This is a genomic window from Candidatus Brocadia sapporoensis, from assembly GCF_001753675.2.
GTDB lineage: Bacteria > Planctomycetota > Brocadiia > Brocadiales > Brocadiaceae > Brocadia > Brocadia sapporoensis.
In genome coordinates this window covers 52,909-70,850 of sequence record NZ_MJUW02000114.1, presented here as the reverse complement: position 1 = coordinate 70,850, position 17,942 = coordinate 52,909, and the positions used below count along the sequence as shown (strand labels likewise).

General features: G+C 42.0%; 10 protein-coding genes and 1 pseudogene. 10 read left to right on the top strand and 1 reads right to left on the bottom strand.

The annotated features are described in order from the left end of the window. Window positions 1-612 precede the first annotated feature (612 nt). The 5 genes from BIY37_RS11545 to BIY37_RS14090 all read left to right on the top strand — a co-directional run bounded on the left by BIY37_RS11545 (window position 613) and on the right by BIY37_RS14090 (window position 6,967). Window positions 613-1,344 carry a type 1 glutamine amidotransferase gene (locus tag BIY37_RS11545; protein ID WP_070067998.1) on the top strand — a complete coding sequence of 244 codons (732 nt, stop codon included), beginning with the start codon at window positions 613-615 and terminating at the stop codon, window positions 1,342-1,344. 242 nt (window positions 1,345-1,586) lie between these two features. After that, window positions 1,587-3,689, top strand: a complete 2,103-nt coding sequence (locus BIY37_RS11535) for a HEAT repeat domain-containing protein (protein ID WP_070067996.1) — start codon at window positions 1,587-1,589, stop codon at window positions 3,687-3,689. A 26-nt stretch (window positions 3,690-3,715) separates the two neighbouring features. Continuing rightward, complete coding sequence (gene trkA, locus BIY37_RS11530) at window positions 3,716-5,077, top strand: Trk system potassium transporter TrkA (protein WP_070067995.1); 1,362 nt, start codon at window positions 3,716-3,718, stop codon at window positions 5,075-5,077. Between the two features lie 28 nt (window positions 5,078-5,105). Next, the gene (locus tag BIY37_RS11525) at window positions 5,106-6,590 is read left to right on the top strand and encodes a TrkH family potassium uptake protein (RefSeq protein WP_070067994.1); all 1,485 of its coding nucleotides are present in this window, start codon (window positions 5,106-5,108) and stop codon (window positions 6,588-6,590) included. 242 nt (window positions 6,591-6,832) lie between these two features. Then, on the top strand, window positions 6,833-6,967 hold the full coding sequence (locus BIY37_RS14090) for a hypothetical protein (RefSeq protein ID WP_261340858.1): 135 nt from the start codon (window positions 6,833-6,835) through the stop codon (window positions 6,965-6,967). Between the two features lie 587 nt (window positions 6,968-7,554). Here the strand turns inward: BIY37_RS14090 and BIY37_RS11520 are convergent. Further along, window positions 7,555-8,649: a tellurite resistance/C4-dicarboxylate transporter family protein gene (locus BIY37_RS11520; RefSeq protein WP_070067993.1), complete on the bottom strand. Its 1,095-nt coding sequence runs from the start codon at window positions 8,647-8,649 to the stop codon at window positions 7,555-7,557. Between the two features lie 183 nt (window positions 8,650-8,832). Here BIY37_RS11520 and BIY37_RS13970 point away from each other — a divergent pair. From BIY37_RS13970 to BIY37_RS11500, 5 genes and pseudogenes are all read left to right on the top strand, one after another. Further along, window positions 8,833-8,969, top strand: a pseudogene (locus tag BIY37_RS13970) (IS1380-like element ISCku8 family transposase); the annotation flags it as partial. Window positions 8,970-9,227: 258 nt separating this feature from the next. Beyond that, window positions 9,228-9,635, top strand: a complete 408-nt coding sequence (locus BIY37_RS11515) for a ComEA family DNA-binding protein (RefSeq protein ID WP_143299263.1) — start codon at window positions 9,228-9,230, stop codon at window positions 9,633-9,635. Window positions 9,636-9,640: 5 nt separating this feature from the next. Continuing rightward, window positions 9,641-10,894 carry an AI-2E family transporter gene (locus BIY37_RS11510; protein ID WP_070067992.1) on the top strand — a complete coding sequence of 418 codons (1,254 nt, stop codon included), beginning with the start codon at window positions 9,641-9,643 and terminating at the stop codon, window positions 10,892-10,894. Window positions 10,895-10,896: 2 nt separating this feature from the next. After that, the gene (locus BIY37_RS11505; protein WP_070067991.1) at window positions 10,897-14,247 is read left to right on the top strand and encodes a helicase-related protein; all 3,351 of its coding nucleotides are present in this window, start codon (window positions 10,897-10,899) and stop codon (window positions 14,245-14,247) included. A 99-nt stretch (window positions 14,248-14,346) separates the two neighbouring features. Then, complete coding sequence (locus BIY37_RS11500) at window positions 14,347-17,817, top strand: Eco57I restriction-modification methylase domain-containing protein (protein ID WP_070067990.1); 3,471 nt, start codon at window positions 14,347-14,349, stop codon at window positions 17,815-17,817. Window positions 17,818-17,942 lie beyond the last annotated feature (125 nt).

Below are 17,942 nucleotides of genomic sequence, written 5' to 3'. Positions count from 1 at the left end.
CTTGTCGTATGCTTTTAGCTTGAACCAACTCGCTTTTGGAAAATAGTGCCTGCTATGTTCCTTTATCACATAGTATTTGTTAAAGAACAGATTCATTTGACCCGGTCTGTCCGTTTGTCCGTGTGGAACTTGCACAACGTCGTTTGTGAAACATTCATTTTAAAATAGGGATAGACGACTCAAGTCTTATTATTGTAGGTACAGAGTTTTTTTACACATGACAAAAACAGAGATAAGCGCTGCTTATCCGTGCCACCCCGCTAGATTATGGTATGTCTGTATCACGTTTATAATTCACAAAGTGTGCGCCTCCTGAGTATGCAGACCGTCTCAAAGGCGATCTCATCTGTGAATATTTTTCAAAATACTAAAGTGATACCATATTTGGAATTCTGGAGCGGGTATAATGATGGGCGTGTTTATACTGTCATCGTTGGTCCTTTTGATCTCAATGAGTTCAGATTATGAGTGGGTTTGTGCTTTTGTTTTTGACTTCTCCCAGGTAAGTTTGCGCATGAAAGTCAGATCGACTTTCATCTTGTATTCAATCGTGAACTTCAGTATAGTTAAACCTTTGCATTCATGACACAATAAATTTTTCGGGGTTGAGTTGTGGTTTTATTTATACAACATATTGATATTGAAGGTCCTGGCACTATTGCAGATTTTCTGGAAGACAATGCGATACCGTATGTGGTTGTCGATCTCTCGCAGGGAGACAAGGTACCTAAGCTGGAAAAGGATTTTCATTCGGTTGTTTGTCTCGGCGGCCCCATGAACGTATATGAAGAGGAAAAATATCGGTTCCTGAAAGAAGAGGATTTTTTGCTCAAAAGAATTGTTGATGAGGGGGTGCCCTTTCTGGGAATTTGCCTGGGCGCTCAATTGATTGCGAAGGCAACCGGTGCCCGGGTGATCAAAAATCCTGAGAAAGAAATTGGGTGGTACAAGATCGTTCTGAATGAGAATGGATTGAAGGATGATTTGTTTAAAGACCTTCCGGAAGTTTTCAAGGTGTTTCAATGGCATGGCGATACCTTTGGCATACCGTACGGGGGAAAACGATTGGCCTTCTCAGAACTCTGTCAAAATCAGGCGTTAAAATACGGCCGAAATATATGCGGTATCCAGTTTCACGTAGAGGTGACAAAAGAGATGATTGCCCGGTGGGCAGATGTTTACAAAAATGAATTGGATTCCCTTGAAGGCCTTGTGTCAGACAGACAAAAGATGCTGGACGATTACGCTGCTTTAGAGAAGGATTACATGAGACAAGCGGAGCAGTTCTATGTGAATTTTTTCACGACAGCAGGTTTGTTGAAAAAGAAGTTTTTTTCTTTTTAACCATACCCATAAAAGTAAAAGATCAAATCAGGCACGGATACAGATAAAAACAGAGACAATTCATGGACGGCTTGAATTCGGGTCTTTTATATTGACGAGGAAAGTAAAATCTGTTAAGGTAGATGCGCTTTACACGAACAACTGCATCAATATTCTCGCCCAAAGCTACCCTTTTCTTAAAAACAAGTAGTTGTGTATAAACCCATGATAAATAGTTTTTTATAAAAAAAACTGCAAATTTGATGTATCGTTTATTCGTCATATTAGTAAGTCTGTCGTGCCTGGCAGGGTGTTCCGCAATCTCGGAGAAAATTGCGATTGAAAAAGTACAACTAAAGACGGCTGTGGAACTTCGTCGGAAATTGGATGAATGGACAGAACAGCTACATTCCCAAGATCCTGCCATTCGAAGCTCAGCGGCTGTTTCTTTATTGGGTCTTAATCTTCTTAATGCGCAGGAACCATTGATAAGAATTTTGAAAGATACCAAGGAGCGTGAAGACGTTAAGATCTCCGTTATTAAAGCATTTGGATTTACCAAAGACGATCGGGCAACGGATATCCTGATTTCTTTACTGGGAAGTGATTCGGCTGCAATACAAAATGCCGTAGTCGAGACCCTGGGGGAATTAAAAACAACACATTCCGTTCTGATGATGTCGGAAGCAATGCTGGATCCTCAACGGCCACTCAATGTGAAAATGTTATTAGCAAAGGCGTTGGGAAATACGAACGATCGTGATGCGATAGAGCCTTTAATTAAGATGCTTGCGGTAGATGACCCTGGTCTTCAGGAAGTTGCAAAAAAATCCTTGGAAAAGATCACAAAGCTTTCCAGTCGCAATGATGCCGGGTGGTGGAATGAGTGGTGGGCGCTCAATAAAACAAAGACCCGTGAACAGTGGCTCGAGGATCTCGTAATAAAACAGGAAGAGCACGAGAAACAATTGGAATCAAAAATAGAACAAATGAAGCTTGAGGTCGCTCAAAAGTCAATCAGACTGCTTGAGACCCGACCTGATAAAATGGACCCAAAACCTTTAATTGAGGCTATGAGAAGTGACTACCCGGAAGTGAAAATATTTGCGGCAAAAGAATTGGTAAAACTCAAAGACCCTTCCGTGGTTGATGTATTAATTCAGACAATTTCAGACCCGTCAGAAAAAGTTCGGATAGAAGCAATTCAGACCTTGGGAGAGATTGGCGATGAGAGAGCTGTTAAACCTCTGATTGGCATCATGAATGATGAAAACCTTGAGATCAGAGAAAAGGCGGTAAAATCACTCGGTAAATTGGGGAAACGTGAGGCAGTTGATGCTCTTATTTCGGCACTCGGTAATAATAGTGATTTGTCCGTGATTCGTGCCATTATAGAAGCGCTGGGACAAATTGGAGATCCGCGGGCCGTTGGCCCCTTGCTTGGATTTTTAACCCATAAAGAACCACGAATACGGGAATGTACGGCTGCAGCGCTGGGGAAACTCCGCGATAGCCAGGCGGTAGATGCTTTGATCGCTGCCTTGAATGACGAACAGGAACGAGTCCGTTGGTATGCCGCCGATAGTTTAGGCAAGATCGGAAATCCTGTTTGTGTCGATTCCCTCAAGAAACTCCTCTCCGATGCCAGTGCCCGGGTGAGGGAATCGGCAGTGACGGCGCTGGGACAGATCGGGAATGAGCAGGCAATAGAATCCCTGATGAAGGCATTGCAGGATACGGATAAGCGTGTTGCAGAACAGGCTGCGGAATCTCTGATTAATATTAAAAAAATGAGTTTTGATAGTATGGATTCTGTTGCAACAACCTTTTATGACAATAAAGATTACAAGAGGGCTGAATATCTCCTCGAGAGACAAATTGCAGACTATTCAAAACAACCTGAGCTTCAGGAAAAGATTGCGCAAACGAAATTTAAATTGGCGAAAACGCTGTTTGCTCTGCGGGATTGGCAGAAGGCCCTCGGTTTTTACGAAGACATAGTAAAACAATTTCCGAATGACGATACCATAAAACCGGAACTTATTCAGTGTTTAAAAGAGACAAAGCAATATGACCGTGCATTAGAATGGTGTTCAACCTGGGTTAAAGAAAGTTCGGAGAATGCCCAATGGTGCTGGCAGAGCCGTTTGGACATAGCCAGAACAATCTTTGCGCAGGAGCGGTATGAAAAGGTAAAGAGCCTTATCGATAGCTTGAAAGCAGAAGATCCCAATCTTGGGGGGGAGCAATTTGGCCCTTCTTTTCAGGAATTGAGCAAGCAGTGTTCTGAGAATTTAGCTCATCCGGATAAGGCAAGTCAGAAGATGGGGTCAGTAGAAATGTCTAATCTTCGCGAGAAAGAGTAATTATCTCTGGGGCATGGGTAAGAATTATGAAGATACTTATTGTTGGTGCGGGTGCAGTTGGTTTTAACCTGGCGAAGCAATTATCAAAGGAGGGGCACGATATCTCCGTTATCGAAAAAAATCACGAACTCGTAAAACGGATTAACGAAAAGCTGGATGTTTCTGTTGTGCTGGGGAGCGCCTGCTCTCTCATAGTCCTGGAAGAGGCTGGGATAAAAGATGCCGATATGGTGTTGGCGGTTACCAGCAGTGATGAGATCAATATGGTGGTATGTATGATCGCCCACAATTATGGTGTCAAAACCAAAATTGCCCGGATAAGAAGTCCGGAATTTAACGATGAGCAACCGATCATGCACCAAAATGGCTTTCACATAGATCATGTGGTAAATCCTGAAAAAATCACGATCAATTCTATTTTGAATATCATTGGAACGCCGGGGGCCACCTACGTAGCCGATTTTACTGAAGGAGATATCCTTTTACGGGGGTTTTGCGTACCTGACGATGCCCCCATCGTAGGAAAAAAACTCTCTGAATTAAAAGAAATTGAATCTACCGATTCGTTTCTTATCGTTGCCATCCAACGAAATGAGGAGATGGTCATTCCGATGGGTGAAACTAAAATAATGCCACGTGACAATGTTTTTGTGCTTGTGGCAAAAGCGGCGTTACCGTATTTTCTTCCGATGGTTAACCGGCGTGCAGATGAGGTAGAAAAGGTCGTTGTCTATGGTGTAAATCGTGCAAGTATCGAACTCGCGAAAAAACTGGAAGAGCTAAAGATTCAGGTTACCATAATTGAACCGGACAGCGAAAAAACCCAACAAGCGGCAACCGTCCTTGATAAAACGATTATTCTCCAGGGAGATGCACTTGACATCGACCTCCTGAAGGAGGCATCCATTGACATCGCCGATTTCTTCGTGGCCGTATCCGAGAGCGAGCAGACCAATATCTTGTCTTCGTTGTTAGCCAAAAGGCTTGGTGCAAAGAAGGCAATTGTGCTCACCGTGGACCCGGCGTTTATGACGATTATTAATTCGTTAGGAATGGATATTGTCATAAATCCCCGCCTTATTACGGTAGGTTCTATATTGCAGTATATTCGACGCGGGCACACGCTTTCCGTAGTAAAATTTCAACAGAGCGAAGCTGAGGTGATAGAACTTGTAGCTGCGGAAGGCTCAAAGATTGTGGGTAAACCTCTCAAAGAAGTATCCTTTCCACAAGGTTCTATCCTCGGCGCTATTGTGCGCGAAGGTGTCATGCAGATACCGACAGGTAAAACCATCATTAACCCTGAAGAAAGGGTCATTGTCTTTGCCCTGCCCAACGCCATTGAAAAGGTACAGTCCCTCTTTATCGGTAAAAAAGACCGGGCATAAATTCATCCATGGATAAGGCACAGAGTTTATGAATTTTCCTATTGTTTTACATACCGTGAGCAACTTGGTGCTGATGCTGACGGCAATCCTGCTTATTCCCTTTGGCGTGGCCTGTTATTATAATGACGACGCCGCAATGTGGGCGTTTGTTTACTCCATTATCATCACCGGTATTTTGGGTGGATTCAGCAAGGCAATATTTAGAAATAAAGATGCAGAAATCAGCGTTCGGGATAGCATCGCCATTGTAACGTTTAGCTGGATCGTATGTATTTTTCTGGGGGCATTTCCTTTCTGGTTTTCTGGTGTATGCGCCACGTATTGTGACGCAGTTTTCGAGGCCACGAGTGGTTTTACCACTACCGGTGCATCTATTTTTAAAGATGTTGAAGCGCTTCCTTATAGCATTCTTTTTTGGAGGTCTTTTATTGCCTGGCTGGGAGGCATGGGAATTATCGTTATCTTTGTTGCCTTGCTGCCAGCCATGGGTATCAGTGGCTATCAGCTTTTTAGCGCCGAGGTCAGCGGTCCAACTGCCGATAGACTGAAACCAAGGATTGGGGAAACGGCGAAATTACTCTGGATTATTTATCTTATCATTACCGCCGCTATGATCGTAGCCCTCTTCTGTGGGGGTATGCCGCTTTTCGATGCTATATGCCATTCCTTTGCCACCGTATCTACAGCCGGTTTTTCAACAAAAAATACAAGCATTGCCTTTTATAACAATCTTTATATAGAAATTGTCGTTGCAACGTTCATGTTTATTTGTGGATGTAACTTTGCTCTGTATTACAAATGTTTTAAAAAAGAATTCAAAAAGGTTCTCAGGAACTCGGAACTGAAGTTTTTTGCAGGACTCATTCTGGCGGCTATTATTTTTGTCGCGGCAACCTTGTATCTTAGCGGGCCAGAATGCTTCAATGGCGGGATCAAGGATAACCGGTATTACAGTCTGGGAAATTCTTTCCGATACTCCTTTTTTCAGATTATAACCGTGTGCACGGGAACGGGCCACGTTTCCACGGATTTTGATCTGTGGCCACAGGCATGCCGCTTTCTGCTGATTTTATTAATGTTTATCGGGGCATGTGCAGGCTCAACCGGCGGTGCCATAAAATGTGTACGGATATTACTCTTGCTAAAGTCGAGCTTACGGGAATTAACGCGTGTGTTGCGGCCACGTATGGTAAAACATATAAAACTCAACGGGGAATCGGTAAGTGAAGAAATTGTCGCAGAGAGCTCGGTATTTTTTGCCGTGTATTTAGGCTTCTTTGGTATCGCTTCCCTGGCATTAATGACGATGAACACGGACATAATCACCGCTTTTTCAGCCGTAGCAACCTGTATGGCCAACTGTGGACCAGGCCTGGCAAAGGTTGGTCCTACGGCTAACTATAGTAACGTGGCTTATGCAGGTAAGTGGGTCTTGAGTTTTTGTATGCTTCTCGGCAGATTGGAAATTTATAGCTTAATCCTCCTCTTTTTGCCGATGACATGGAAACGGTAGAATTCTATAGTATTACTAAGTCAACATGTTGACATCTTGCATTTTAATATTTAAGAAATCCGGTGGAACCATGTTTGTCTTCCATCAGAGGGAGTCAGGGAGGGAACGAAGAGTCCATCTGAACAAGCAGTCGGCCTTGGGCATTCTGCGGCTTTGCCGGTAAACTTTCCTTTTCCTTCGGAGGACATGCGCATGGTTTTTTATGAAGATTTGCCTATTGATGCATAGCAAGAGGGCATCTTATGGACTTCGTGGAGTTTGTCCCGAAGGGGCGTGATATTAAAGTTGTAGTATCATTTTTTCCTGAGGGTAAGGATGTGTATTGTGGTTTTCCCGGAGATTTTCTTGTTTGGCGTGAAGGCAGGAGATTTCCTTAACAGTCCACGAATCTCGCTTCGAGAAGCCTTTTCTTTAACTATGAGGTATGGAATACGGCTCAAACCAGGAATCCATGCTGCTTCTGAGCCCGTGAGCTTTTTGTGTCCATGACGTCTTAATAGCCGTATGCCGTGTGCTTTACCTCTTAATGTTGTTACCGGGCTCTCCCGGGTTTTTTCATTCCTTCCTGCATCTGCTGCTTCATGGAGATGCTTTTTTACATGAAATGTCCAACACTATCAAGGCATCTTCATATGCTCTTTCGTAGACGTAAGAAAGCCCTTTGCACCATCACTGCCACGGTCTTTTTTCTCTTACAACATCCTTTGTCTGTCTTACGATAAATGTATCCAACGAACTCTTGCCTGTGCCTATTGTTTATGGATTCAGGATATCGTATTGCATCCTCTATGGCTCTTACGTGCCGCATCCCATAACAAATTCGCACGGAATTGGAAAGCGTATATCGCTCTCCAATTCCGTGCACAAATGGTGTTACGATAAAATTTATCAATTTCGGGTTGAATTAACGGGCAGCAGTTTGGAGACACTCCGAAGATTTTAGTCTCGGGATTTATTGGAATGATCAACTTTTAACAATGCCAGTCATTTGAGGCTGAATAGTCTCTTCCTCTTTTATTTTAGGGGCTCCTTTTGCAGTAGCTATTTTTATCATGGAAAGTATCATGCTGACAAAGATAAAACCCCAGGCCACATATGCCGCATAGATAAAATATTTTGATATATTGGCGATAAAGGGAATCTGAATAGCCTGCGAAAGCCTTACTGTGCACGCAGTATACATACCCAAAGGGAAGACCATAGCCCAGTAAAGAGGATTATATTTAAACGGGGTTTTATTAATTCCATATTTCCATATCCCAATAATAATCAAATATGGTATCCACCATGTGCCGAATGACCAAAAAAACAGGGTAAATCCTTTTGTAAATCCCAGGAAATCGGTATAAGATCCCGCCACTTTGGGGGTGTTTATACATAAAACTGAACCCGCCAACGTTGTAATAGCAAGCGCACCCATATTAATCCAATAGGGTGGTATCAAGGCATCAGGAGATGCCTTGAAAAACACCAGACGGTATATAATGAGTGTAATTAAGGCCATATAAATAAACGAACCAATCATCCACCATACAAAAGACAAAAACATTACAAAACCTCCATAATCTCCGAATTTTGGAGCAAGCATAGCGCCCAGTACTGCCACGGATTGCGTCCCTACGGTCGCAGTCAGCCATCCTCCATGCAACACCACTTCAATCCTTTGATCGCATTTAACAAACAGGACACCAAAGGTGGATAATGAAACAATCGTCCATAAAAAAACGCCAACATACCAAAATATCTTGGCAACTTCTGGTTGATTTGCTATCCCCGCAAACTGAGATCCCAGTATATTGGTGCCCGCAACTATAGCAAAAAAGACCAGGCTTAATTTTGGATTGGAAAGATCGTTATAAAGATTATCCCAAAACATCACTGCCCGGAGTATTTGCAATGACATAATAATTGCGTACGCAACGATGTTAAGATAAAAAAGCCCATAAGCTATACCGCTAAATCCCAGCAAATCAGATGCAATGGAGATTATACCGGTAGACATCACCATTGCAAAATAGATTGTCTGGAATGTCCTTATGGTATCTCTGATAACACTCATTAGCCTTCTGTCTCTTCTTCGTTAAAGATTCCTAATAAGACTAATCACAAGAATTTATTATGCACCCAATCTTGCAAACAATGCGTGGCCTTATTGCAGGATTAGGCCGGAAATAATAAAATTTTTTAAGGGATTCATGGTGTTTTGAGGATGAAAACACGGAAAAGAAGGTTCACTTTTTCTATGAAGAATATAGCACAAAATGGAGAAAGAAAACAACCGAAAATCGAGACAGGAATGAGTGAGGGGGATTAACGGTACATGCAGGACTGTTACCCGTGCTGATCCTTATGGGGAAATTGTTATTCAGGCAGAGAATACAAGCCTTCTTCGCCCCCCTTTGCTTCGTTATGGATAATATAATATCTGTTCTTCTGTTCCCTTCTTACAGATACAAAATATGACCAATCTATTGTCTTGCATCCTTTGAAATTATTGCTAGAATACACACCATCAGAAATGAAACGTGCGGAGTCAAAAGAAACGATATTGGTACGGAAATGAAAATTTCTACTCTCTTATGAGCTCTTGGCCCATATGGGCTTACCGTGCAATATGCTAAACAAAAGGCAGGTATTATGACTATAGCACAAAAACCATCCGACGGATTCTCCCCCACAAAAAAGCAACTTATTACCATCTACTTTTTAGCAACAACGCTTTTTATTGGTAGCATAATAAAAGCGGGCATGGATTATCATTGGTGGTTGCCCAAAACGGAGATAGTCAGTAGCCTTAAACCGGAGGATATAAAAATTAAATTCGATATTAATACATGCCCCTGGCATGAGCTGGTTTTACTGCCTGCGTTGGGTGAGACAAAGGCGAAGGCCATTGTTGCTTATCGCGAAAGACATGGCAATTTTACAACCCTGGATGATCTCGATAAGGTAAAAGGCATGGGGGCTTCCGTCATAGCGGCTATCAGAGATTATATAACGGTAGGCTCAGTAACAACCAGTGCACACATGGGTAACCAGGAATAGACCGTATGAAAAACGAACGGCAAAAAATGCTGGACAATCTGTGGATACGCGTAATGCTCGCGGGCATTTCGATTATTATCTTTTTTATTTTGTGTTATTTCCTGAGAGGCACGCTCATTTCCCTTCTCATGGCATTTATTGTTGCCTATATCTTCGATCCTGCGGTTGATTTCTTTGAACGGAAAACGTGGCCATTTACCCGGAAACACATCCAGCGTGGATTTGGTATCGTCTTCATTATCATTGCCGTTCTCCTGACTACCGCCGGATTTCTTACTTACGCAATTCCGAAAACAGCCAGTGGAATATATCAGGTTGGCGGTATGATTAAAGACCATTACCCAAAATATCAGGCTGCCTTGGAATCGTGGGTCGAAAGGTATAAAGATACAGAATTTGGCCGGACAGTTAAATTAATATTGCAGGAATTCAAGGAACCTGTCTCTGTCATGGATTCTGATAAAACGAAATCTGCAAACATGGGTGAACGCGAGGAAGGGAGATCTGTCTCTTCGCAAGATGCTGCCCATGAAAGAGGACCGGACGTTAAAAGGACGATGTTCGTACAGATCGCCTGGAAATTTAAAAAGTATCTACCCAATGTTATGGGGTTTCTTACCAATAGTGTCAGGAATATTTTTTATAGCACCTTTGGTTTTTTTGATATCCTCTTAAATTTCATCATCTTCAGCATCGTATCCGTTTACCTGCTCAAGGACTTTAATATCATAGCCAAGTCTATAAAGGACTTTTTTCCCGCATCGAAAAGAGACTACGCAGTGAGGGTCTTATCGAGGGTGAATGACAATCTCAGGCATTTTCTGCGGGGACAGCTCGTCGTCTGTCTTATTCTTTCCCTTATCTACAGCATTGGTTTGACCATAGCAGGCGTCCCCCTGTCATTCCTTCTCGGCTTTGCAGGGGGTTTTGGCAATCTGATTCCCTATGTTGGCACCGGCACGGGGATATTCCTGGCCTCCGTTCTGTCAGTCTTCCATTTTCACGATTTCGCACACATTGTGTACGTCTTAATGACCTTTGGTGTAGGACAAATGCTTGAGGCAACCGTAATAACCCCCCGGATCATGGGAAAGGGGCTGGGGCTGAGTCCTGTCATGGTGATCCTTTCCATCCTGATCTGCAGCCAGTTGTTTGGATTTTTAGGATTACTACTGGCCGTACCCATCGCCTCAACCGTAAAAGTCTTTGTCGACGAAATCATTTCAAAATACAAGTCTTCTGAGTATTACAAGGGGTAAACTTGCCGAAAATCTTTGACAACATCGAAAATCATTTAGTTCAGGGATTAAATAATACCTTAGAAGTGTCTCACAGGGGCGACTTCTGCGTTGGCTATTTCAATCTGAGGGGGTGGAAAGAGATTGCTGCCCGGATAGATAGTCTCAAAGGGGGTGATGGTAATTGTTGCAGACTGCTCATCGGCATGCAAAAACCTCCCCTTGAAATCATACGTGAATATTTTTATAAAACTGAGCAGGGTCTTATTGACAATCAAACAGCATCCGCCATTAAAAAGAAACTGGCGCAGGAATTTAAGGATCAGTTAACCATTGGCATCCCAACGGAAGAAGACGAGATCGGCTTAAGAAAGTTATCGCAACAAATAAAAGACAAAAAGGTCGTTGTTAAACTTTATTTAAAACATCCGTTACATGCCAAATTATATCTCTTATTCAGAGATGACAAGATTAGTCCCATTATTGGTTACTTAGGCAGCAGCAATTTAACCCTTGCCGGTCTGCTTCATCAGGGCGAATTAAATGTTGATGTCCTGGAACAGGACGCAGCATTAAAACTTTCAACCTGGTTCGAGGATAGATGGAACGACAGGTGGTGCATAGATATATCCAAAGAATTGATTGAAATAATTGATACGAGCTGGGCTGCCGACAGATTAGTTTCGCCTTATCACATCTATCTGAAAATTGCCTACCATTTATCTCGCGAGGCGCGTGCAGGATTGACAGAATTTAAAATCCCAAAGATTCTTCAGGAGAAATTGCATGGTTTCCAGCAAAAAGCCGTCTCGATAGCCGCACATTACCTGAATAAGAGGGATGGTGTCATAATTGGCGATGTTGTTGGGTTCGGGAAAACCCTTACAGCCACCGCTTTAGCCAAGATATTTGAGGAAGACTTCTTCCTTGAAACGCTCATCATCTGCCCCAGGAACCTTACAAATATGTGGGAGGACTACGCGCATACATATCAATTGCGGGCAAAGGTCTTGCCCATTACTCAAGTTCAATCGGCTCTGCCAACATTGAGGAGATACCGGTTAATCATTATTGACGAAAGCCATAATTTACGAAACAGGGAAGGCAAGAGATACAGGGCTATTCAGGAATACATCCAGATTAACGAGAGCAAGGTTATTATGCTCTCAGCTACCCCCTATAATAAAACATATCTTGACCTGTCCAACCAGCTCCGGCTTTTTATTCCGGAAGATAAAGATCTGGGCATATGCCCGGAGAAGTTTATTGAAAGCATCGGCGGCAGGGTTCAGTTTATGGCAAAATATCAATACCCTGCAACAACGTTGCCTGCATTCGAAAAAAGTGATTATGCAGATGATTGGCGTGAACTGATGCGGCTGTATATGGTAAGAAGGCCAAGAAGCTTTATTAAACAGAACTACGCTGAAACCGATCCCGCCAATGGAAGGAAATATCTCTTGTTTTCGGATGGAGGTCGTTCCTATTTTCCCGACAGATTGCCAAAGAAAGTTGAATACGACTTCAATCCCAACAACCCGAAAGATCAATATGCGCAACTATACTCTGACGTCATTGTAGATACCATTAATGGTTTAAATCTTCCGAGATATGGACTGGGCAATTATCTCGATAAAAAGACTACTCTTAAACCAACAAAAGAAGAAACCGTCATCCAGGATAATCTCTCCCATGCAGGCAAACGGCTCATGGGCTTTTGCAGAACCAACCTCTTTAAAAGGCTCGAAAGCAGCGGTTATTCCTTTCTGGTATCATTGAGCCGGCATGTTCTGCGTAACTCTATTTATGCGTATGCAATAGAGAATAACCTCCCCCTTCCCATTGGCGCCCAGGAGGCAAATTTGCTTGACGAGTTCCTGGATGACGTTGACCCGGATAATGCAGGCACAAATGAAGGCGCAATCAGGATTTTACTTCATGAAGAAGACTACTATGTACAGGCCGAAAAAATTTATACATTATACGAAACAAGCTACCATAACCGTTTTGACTGGATCAGAAGCGGATTCTTTCAAGCGACACTAAAAAATATATTGCTCAATGACAACAAAGAAATTTTGAAGATTTTAAAGATCGGCAAGGACTGGAATCCCGCTGAAGACAGGCAATTAAACGCCTTATACGATCTCTGTATAAAAAAACACTCAACAGATAAAATTTTAATCTTTACCCAGTTTGCAGACACGGCATATTATCTGCGAGACGAATTGAAAAGGAGAAATATAAAGCAGATAGAGTGCGTTACCGGCGACAGCGAAGACCCTACAAGTTACGTTTACAGATTTAGCCCGGTAAGCAACGATAAAAAAGAAATTATAAATACCTCTAATGAAATAAGGGTTTTAATAACAACCGATGTCTTAAGCGAAGGACAAAACCTGCAGGATTGTCATATTCTTGTGAATTATGACCTGCCTTGGGCTATTATCCGGCTTATTCAAAGGGCAGGAAGGATAGACAGAATTGGACAGAAGTCGGATAAAATTCTTTGCTATTCATTTTTACCTGAAGAAGGCATAGAAAAAATTATAAAATTGAGAGGCAGGCTGAGAAAAAGGATAGAAGAAAACGCCGAGGTTGTTGGTTCTGACGAGGTATTTTTTGACGGCGACCCTGTTAAAATTCATGACTTTTACAACGAAAAACAGGGCATTCTTGATGAAGAAGATGACACAGAGGTTGATTTGGCGTCCTATGCTTATCAGATATGGAAAAATGCCACTGATGCCGACCCAACCCTGAAAAAGACAATCCCTGATCTGCCTCATGTAATTTATGCCACGAAATCACTAAAACAAGAATACATGAAAAAGGATGAAGGCGTTGTCGTGTACACACGGACGGCGGATGATAATGATGTCTTAGTATGGGTGGATAGAAAGGGGGAAATCATTTCACAGTCTCAACTTGAAATTCTTAAGGCAGCGGAATGTACCCCCAATACCCCCGCATTATATAAAATGGATAATCATCACAAACTGGTGGAAAAGGGTATTGAACATATAAAGCACGTTGAAAGCACTATTGGCGGTCAGCTAGGTAAAAAATCTGGAGCGCGTTACAGGACGTACATGCGCTTGAACCGCTACTATGAGGAATACAAAGGCACCCTGTTTGTAAATGAAGCGCTGAAAAGGGCGATAGATGATTTATACAAATTCCCCTTAAAAGAATTTGCCCGGGAAACATTAAACAGGCAGCTAAAAGCTGGTATTTCGGATGAAGACCTGGCAAATTTAGTTGTATCATTACGGGATGAAGACAAATTGTGTAATACAAAGGAAGATGAAAAGACCTGTAAAGAACCCCAAATCATTTGTTCTTTAGGGTTAATTAAAAACAAAACAAAGTAGGGGCGAAGCATTTTCCTTACCACACAAATTGCGCCCATATCTTGTCACGGAAAATGCTTCGCCCCTACACCGTACAATACAATAATTATAAAAATCAAAATGGCCGCAACCATAAACAAAACACGCTTTAAACAGCTCATAAACGCCTTTCAATTCAAAGAACTCTTTAATGAATTGGGATGGGATAATGTTAGGAAAAAAGAACAGGTAGTCGTCGAAAATAAATCGTACACCCTGGATGCTGTGGCTGAAAAAAAGGGATTTGTCGTCTTTGCCTGCTCACCAGAAAATAATGGCAGAATACCCGATTATCACATCAGAAAGAAGATAGACGGCGTTATAACCAAACTCTACTTTGAACACCTCATTATCTTTTGTGACCAGCCTCAAGGCCATCTATGCTGGCAACTGGCAGTGCGTGAACAAGGAAAGCCGACAGCGCTAAGGGAGACGAACTACTATACACATCAGGAACCAGAACTATTGTTCCAGAAACTCAAAGGGCTTTTCTTCTCCATCGATGACGAGGAAAAGATCAGTATCATGGATGTCAAATCCCTCATACAAGAGCAGTTCAATACTAACGCAGAAAGGGTTACGAAACGGTTTTTCGACCAGTTCAAAAAAGAACACACCTCATTTTTGAATTTCATAAAAGGCATTAGCGAAAATGTGGATAAGGATTGGTATGCATCCCTCATGCTGAACCGCCTGATGTTCATCTATTTTATCCAGAAAAAGGGATTTCTGGATAATGACAAAGACTATTTGAAAAACAGACTGAAAGCCACACAGGAGAAGAAAGGCAAGGACAAGTTTTACTCATTTTATAGAAATTTCCTGCTCGTCCTCTTCCATAAAGGACTTGGTTCTCATGAAAGACCCCAGGAACTTGTCAAGGAAATCGGCATCGTGCCGTATCTCAACGGCGGCTTGTTCGATGTCCACCATATAGAGCAAAACTACGCCAACATCGAGATAGCAGATGAGGCATTTGAGCAGGTATTCAGCTTCTTTGATCAGTACGAATGGCACCTGGACACACGTATTGCCGCCACAGGGAGGGACATAAACCCCGACGTTATTGGCTATATATTTGAGAAATACATTAACGATCGTGCGTCCATGGGGGCTTATTACACAAAAGAGGACATCACGGACTACATCAGTAAAAACTGCATCATCCCCTATCTGTTCGATGAGGTAAAGAGACATTATCCAAAGGCATTCAACCCTGATGGTGAAATCTGGAAATTGTTACAATCAGATCCTGACAAATACATGTATGATGCTGTCAAACACGGCATCGTTGACACCGTAGGGGCGAAGCATTCTCCCGCACAACCCACACAATATTTATCAACAACACAAGATGTCGATTATTCAAAACGATTGAGTACACCGGAGAATGCTTCGCCCCTACCATTACCACAACAATTACCATTGTCGCCTGAAATTGCCGAAGGATTGAATGACGTGTCGAAACGAACACTATGGAATAAACCCGCCCCGCCCGAATATGGACTACCCACGGAAATATGGCGCGAGGTGGTTGAAAGAAGGAGACGTTATGCAGAGATTAAAACAAAGATTGAAAACGGCGAAATACACGGGATAAACGATTTTATTACGTATAACCTCAACATCCGGCAGTTTGCCCAGGACGTCATTGAAAACAGCGATGATCCCGAATTTATCAGACATTTTTATAAGGCACTATTAAACATATCCATACTCGACCCCACCTGCGGTTCGGGTGCATTCCTGTTTGCCGCAATCAACATCCTTGAATCACTCTACGAAGCCTGCATCCAGCGCATGGAGGCATTTGTTGCAGATGCCAACAATGCCCCTCATGAAAGGGGTATGTCCAAAAATTCCCCTCTCGAGAGGGGACAAAGGGGTGTGTCTAAATACAAATTCTTTGAAGACACCTTAAAGTTTGTTAAATCACCCGAACACCCCAACCTTCAATATTTCATTTATAAGAACATCATCTTGAAGAATATCTACGGCGTGGACATCATGCATGAGGCGGTGGAAATTGCCAAGCTGCGGTTATTCCTGAAACTGGTGGCGACGGTAGACGTGGATTATAAAAAACCAAACCAGGGACTGGAACCACTGCCTGATATTGATTTTAATATCCGGGCGGGCAATACGCTTGTGGGCTTTGCAAGGCTTGAAGATGTAGAAAAGGTATTCAAACTCACATTTTATAAAAAGGAGATAGAAGAAATAAAAGAACAGGCAGAAATGATAAAGATGGCATATGAGCACTTTAAAGATTCTCAGATACTTATTGACAGTCCTGCGATGAGCGGCGCCAAAAAGGATTTAGAAGAACGACTGAAAAAGTTAAATGAAAAGTTGAATGTCTACCTTGCTCAAATCTATTCTATCGATGTTGAGAGAAAGCCGAAGGACTTTGAAAAATGGAAGGCCGCCCACCAGCCCTTCCACTGGTTTGCAGAGTTTTATGAGATCATACACGACAAAGGTGGGTTTGATGTGATTATTGGTAATCCGCCGTATGTGGAGTATTCAAAGGTAAAAAAGACATATACAATTCAGGGTTATCAAACAGAAAACTGCGGGAATTTGTATGCGTATGTAATAGAAAGCTCATTAAACTTAATTACTAATGGTGGACGATGCGGAATGATTGTGCAATTGCCAATAGTCTGTACAGACCGAATGAAACCACTACAAAATAAAATCGCAAATAGCAATGATTCTGTTTGGTTTGCTACCTTTGACGACCGACCAGCTAAATTGTTTGATGGATTAGAGCATATTCGGGCTACCATTGTGCTATCTAAAAAAGGCAAATTCAAAGTAAAAAATATTTATTCAACAAATTATAATCGTTGGTATTCCGATGTACGTCCACTGCTCTTTGAATTATTAAATTTTTCTGAAATCTCAAAATATATCATGGATGGTTCGATTCCAAAAATAGGTAATGTTACAGCTAATTTGATTCGAGAGCGAATAAATAAATTAGAAAAGGTAGTTTATTACATAAAAGAATTCTCACAACATCATGTTTATTTTCATAATGCTCCTCAATATTGGATTCGCGCAATGGACTTTGCGCCATATTTCTGGAACGAAAGGGATGGTGAGCAGATTTCAACACAGGTTAAAGAATTGCATGCATCAAACAATATTGATGCTTCCGTTGTTGTAGCAATACTCAATAGTTCCCTTTTTTATTGGTGGTTTATCATACTTTCAGATTGCCGTCATTTAAACCTCAGGGAAATTGAAAACTTTCCTATTGGACTGGCTCAAATGTCAAAAGAAACAAAGGAACAATTATCTGTCCTTTCTGAAAGACTTATGAAAGATTTGAAACAACATAAACAACGCAAGGAATGTATGTATAAAGCAACTGGAAAAGTTGTATATGATGAGTTTTATCCTAAATTATCCAAACCCATCATAGACGAAATCGACAAGGTATTAGCCCAGCATTACGGTTTCACCGATGAGGAATTAGACTTCATCATCAACTACGACATCAAGTACCGCATGGGACGGGATTATGACGGCAATGAACCATGAAATGTAGAAACGTTAAACCGTAAACCGTAGGGGCGAAGCATTTTTTTCATCGAATGAATAGTGCCAGAATCTTGTAACAAAAAAATGCTTCGCCCCTACAATCAACAATCGGCAATTGATAATCA

Coding starts and splice junctions, on each gene's coding strand:
- BIY37_RS11535 (WP_070067996.1), top strand. CDS start 1,587: ATGTATCGTTTATTCGTCATATTAGTAAGTCTGTCGTGCCTGGCAGGG.
- trkA (WP_070067995.1), top strand. CDS start 3,716: ATGAAGATACTTATTGTTGGTGCGGGTGCAGTTGGTTTTAACCTGGCG.
- BIY37_RS11525 (WP_070067994.1), top strand. CDS start 5,106: ATGAATTTTCCTATTGTTTTACATACCGTGAGCAACTTGGTGCTGATG.
- BIY37_RS14090 (WP_261340858.1), top strand. CDS start 6,833: ATGGACTTCGTGGAGTTTGTCCCGAAGGGGCGTGATATTAAAGTTGTA.
- BIY37_RS11520 (WP_070067993.1), bottom strand. CDS start 8,649: ATGAGTGTTATCAGAGATACCATAAGGACATTCCAGACAATCTATTTT.
- BIY37_RS11515 (WP_143299263.1), top strand. CDS start 9,228: ATGACTATAGCACAAAAACCATCCGACGGATTCTCCCCCACAAAAAAG.
- BIY37_RS11510 (WP_070067992.1), top strand. CDS start 9,641: ATGAAAAACGAACGGCAAAAAATGCTGGACAATCTGTGGATACGCGTA.
- BIY37_RS11500 (WP_070067990.1), top strand. CDS start 14,347: ATGGCCGCAACCATAAACAAAACACGCTTTAAACAGCTCATAAACGCC.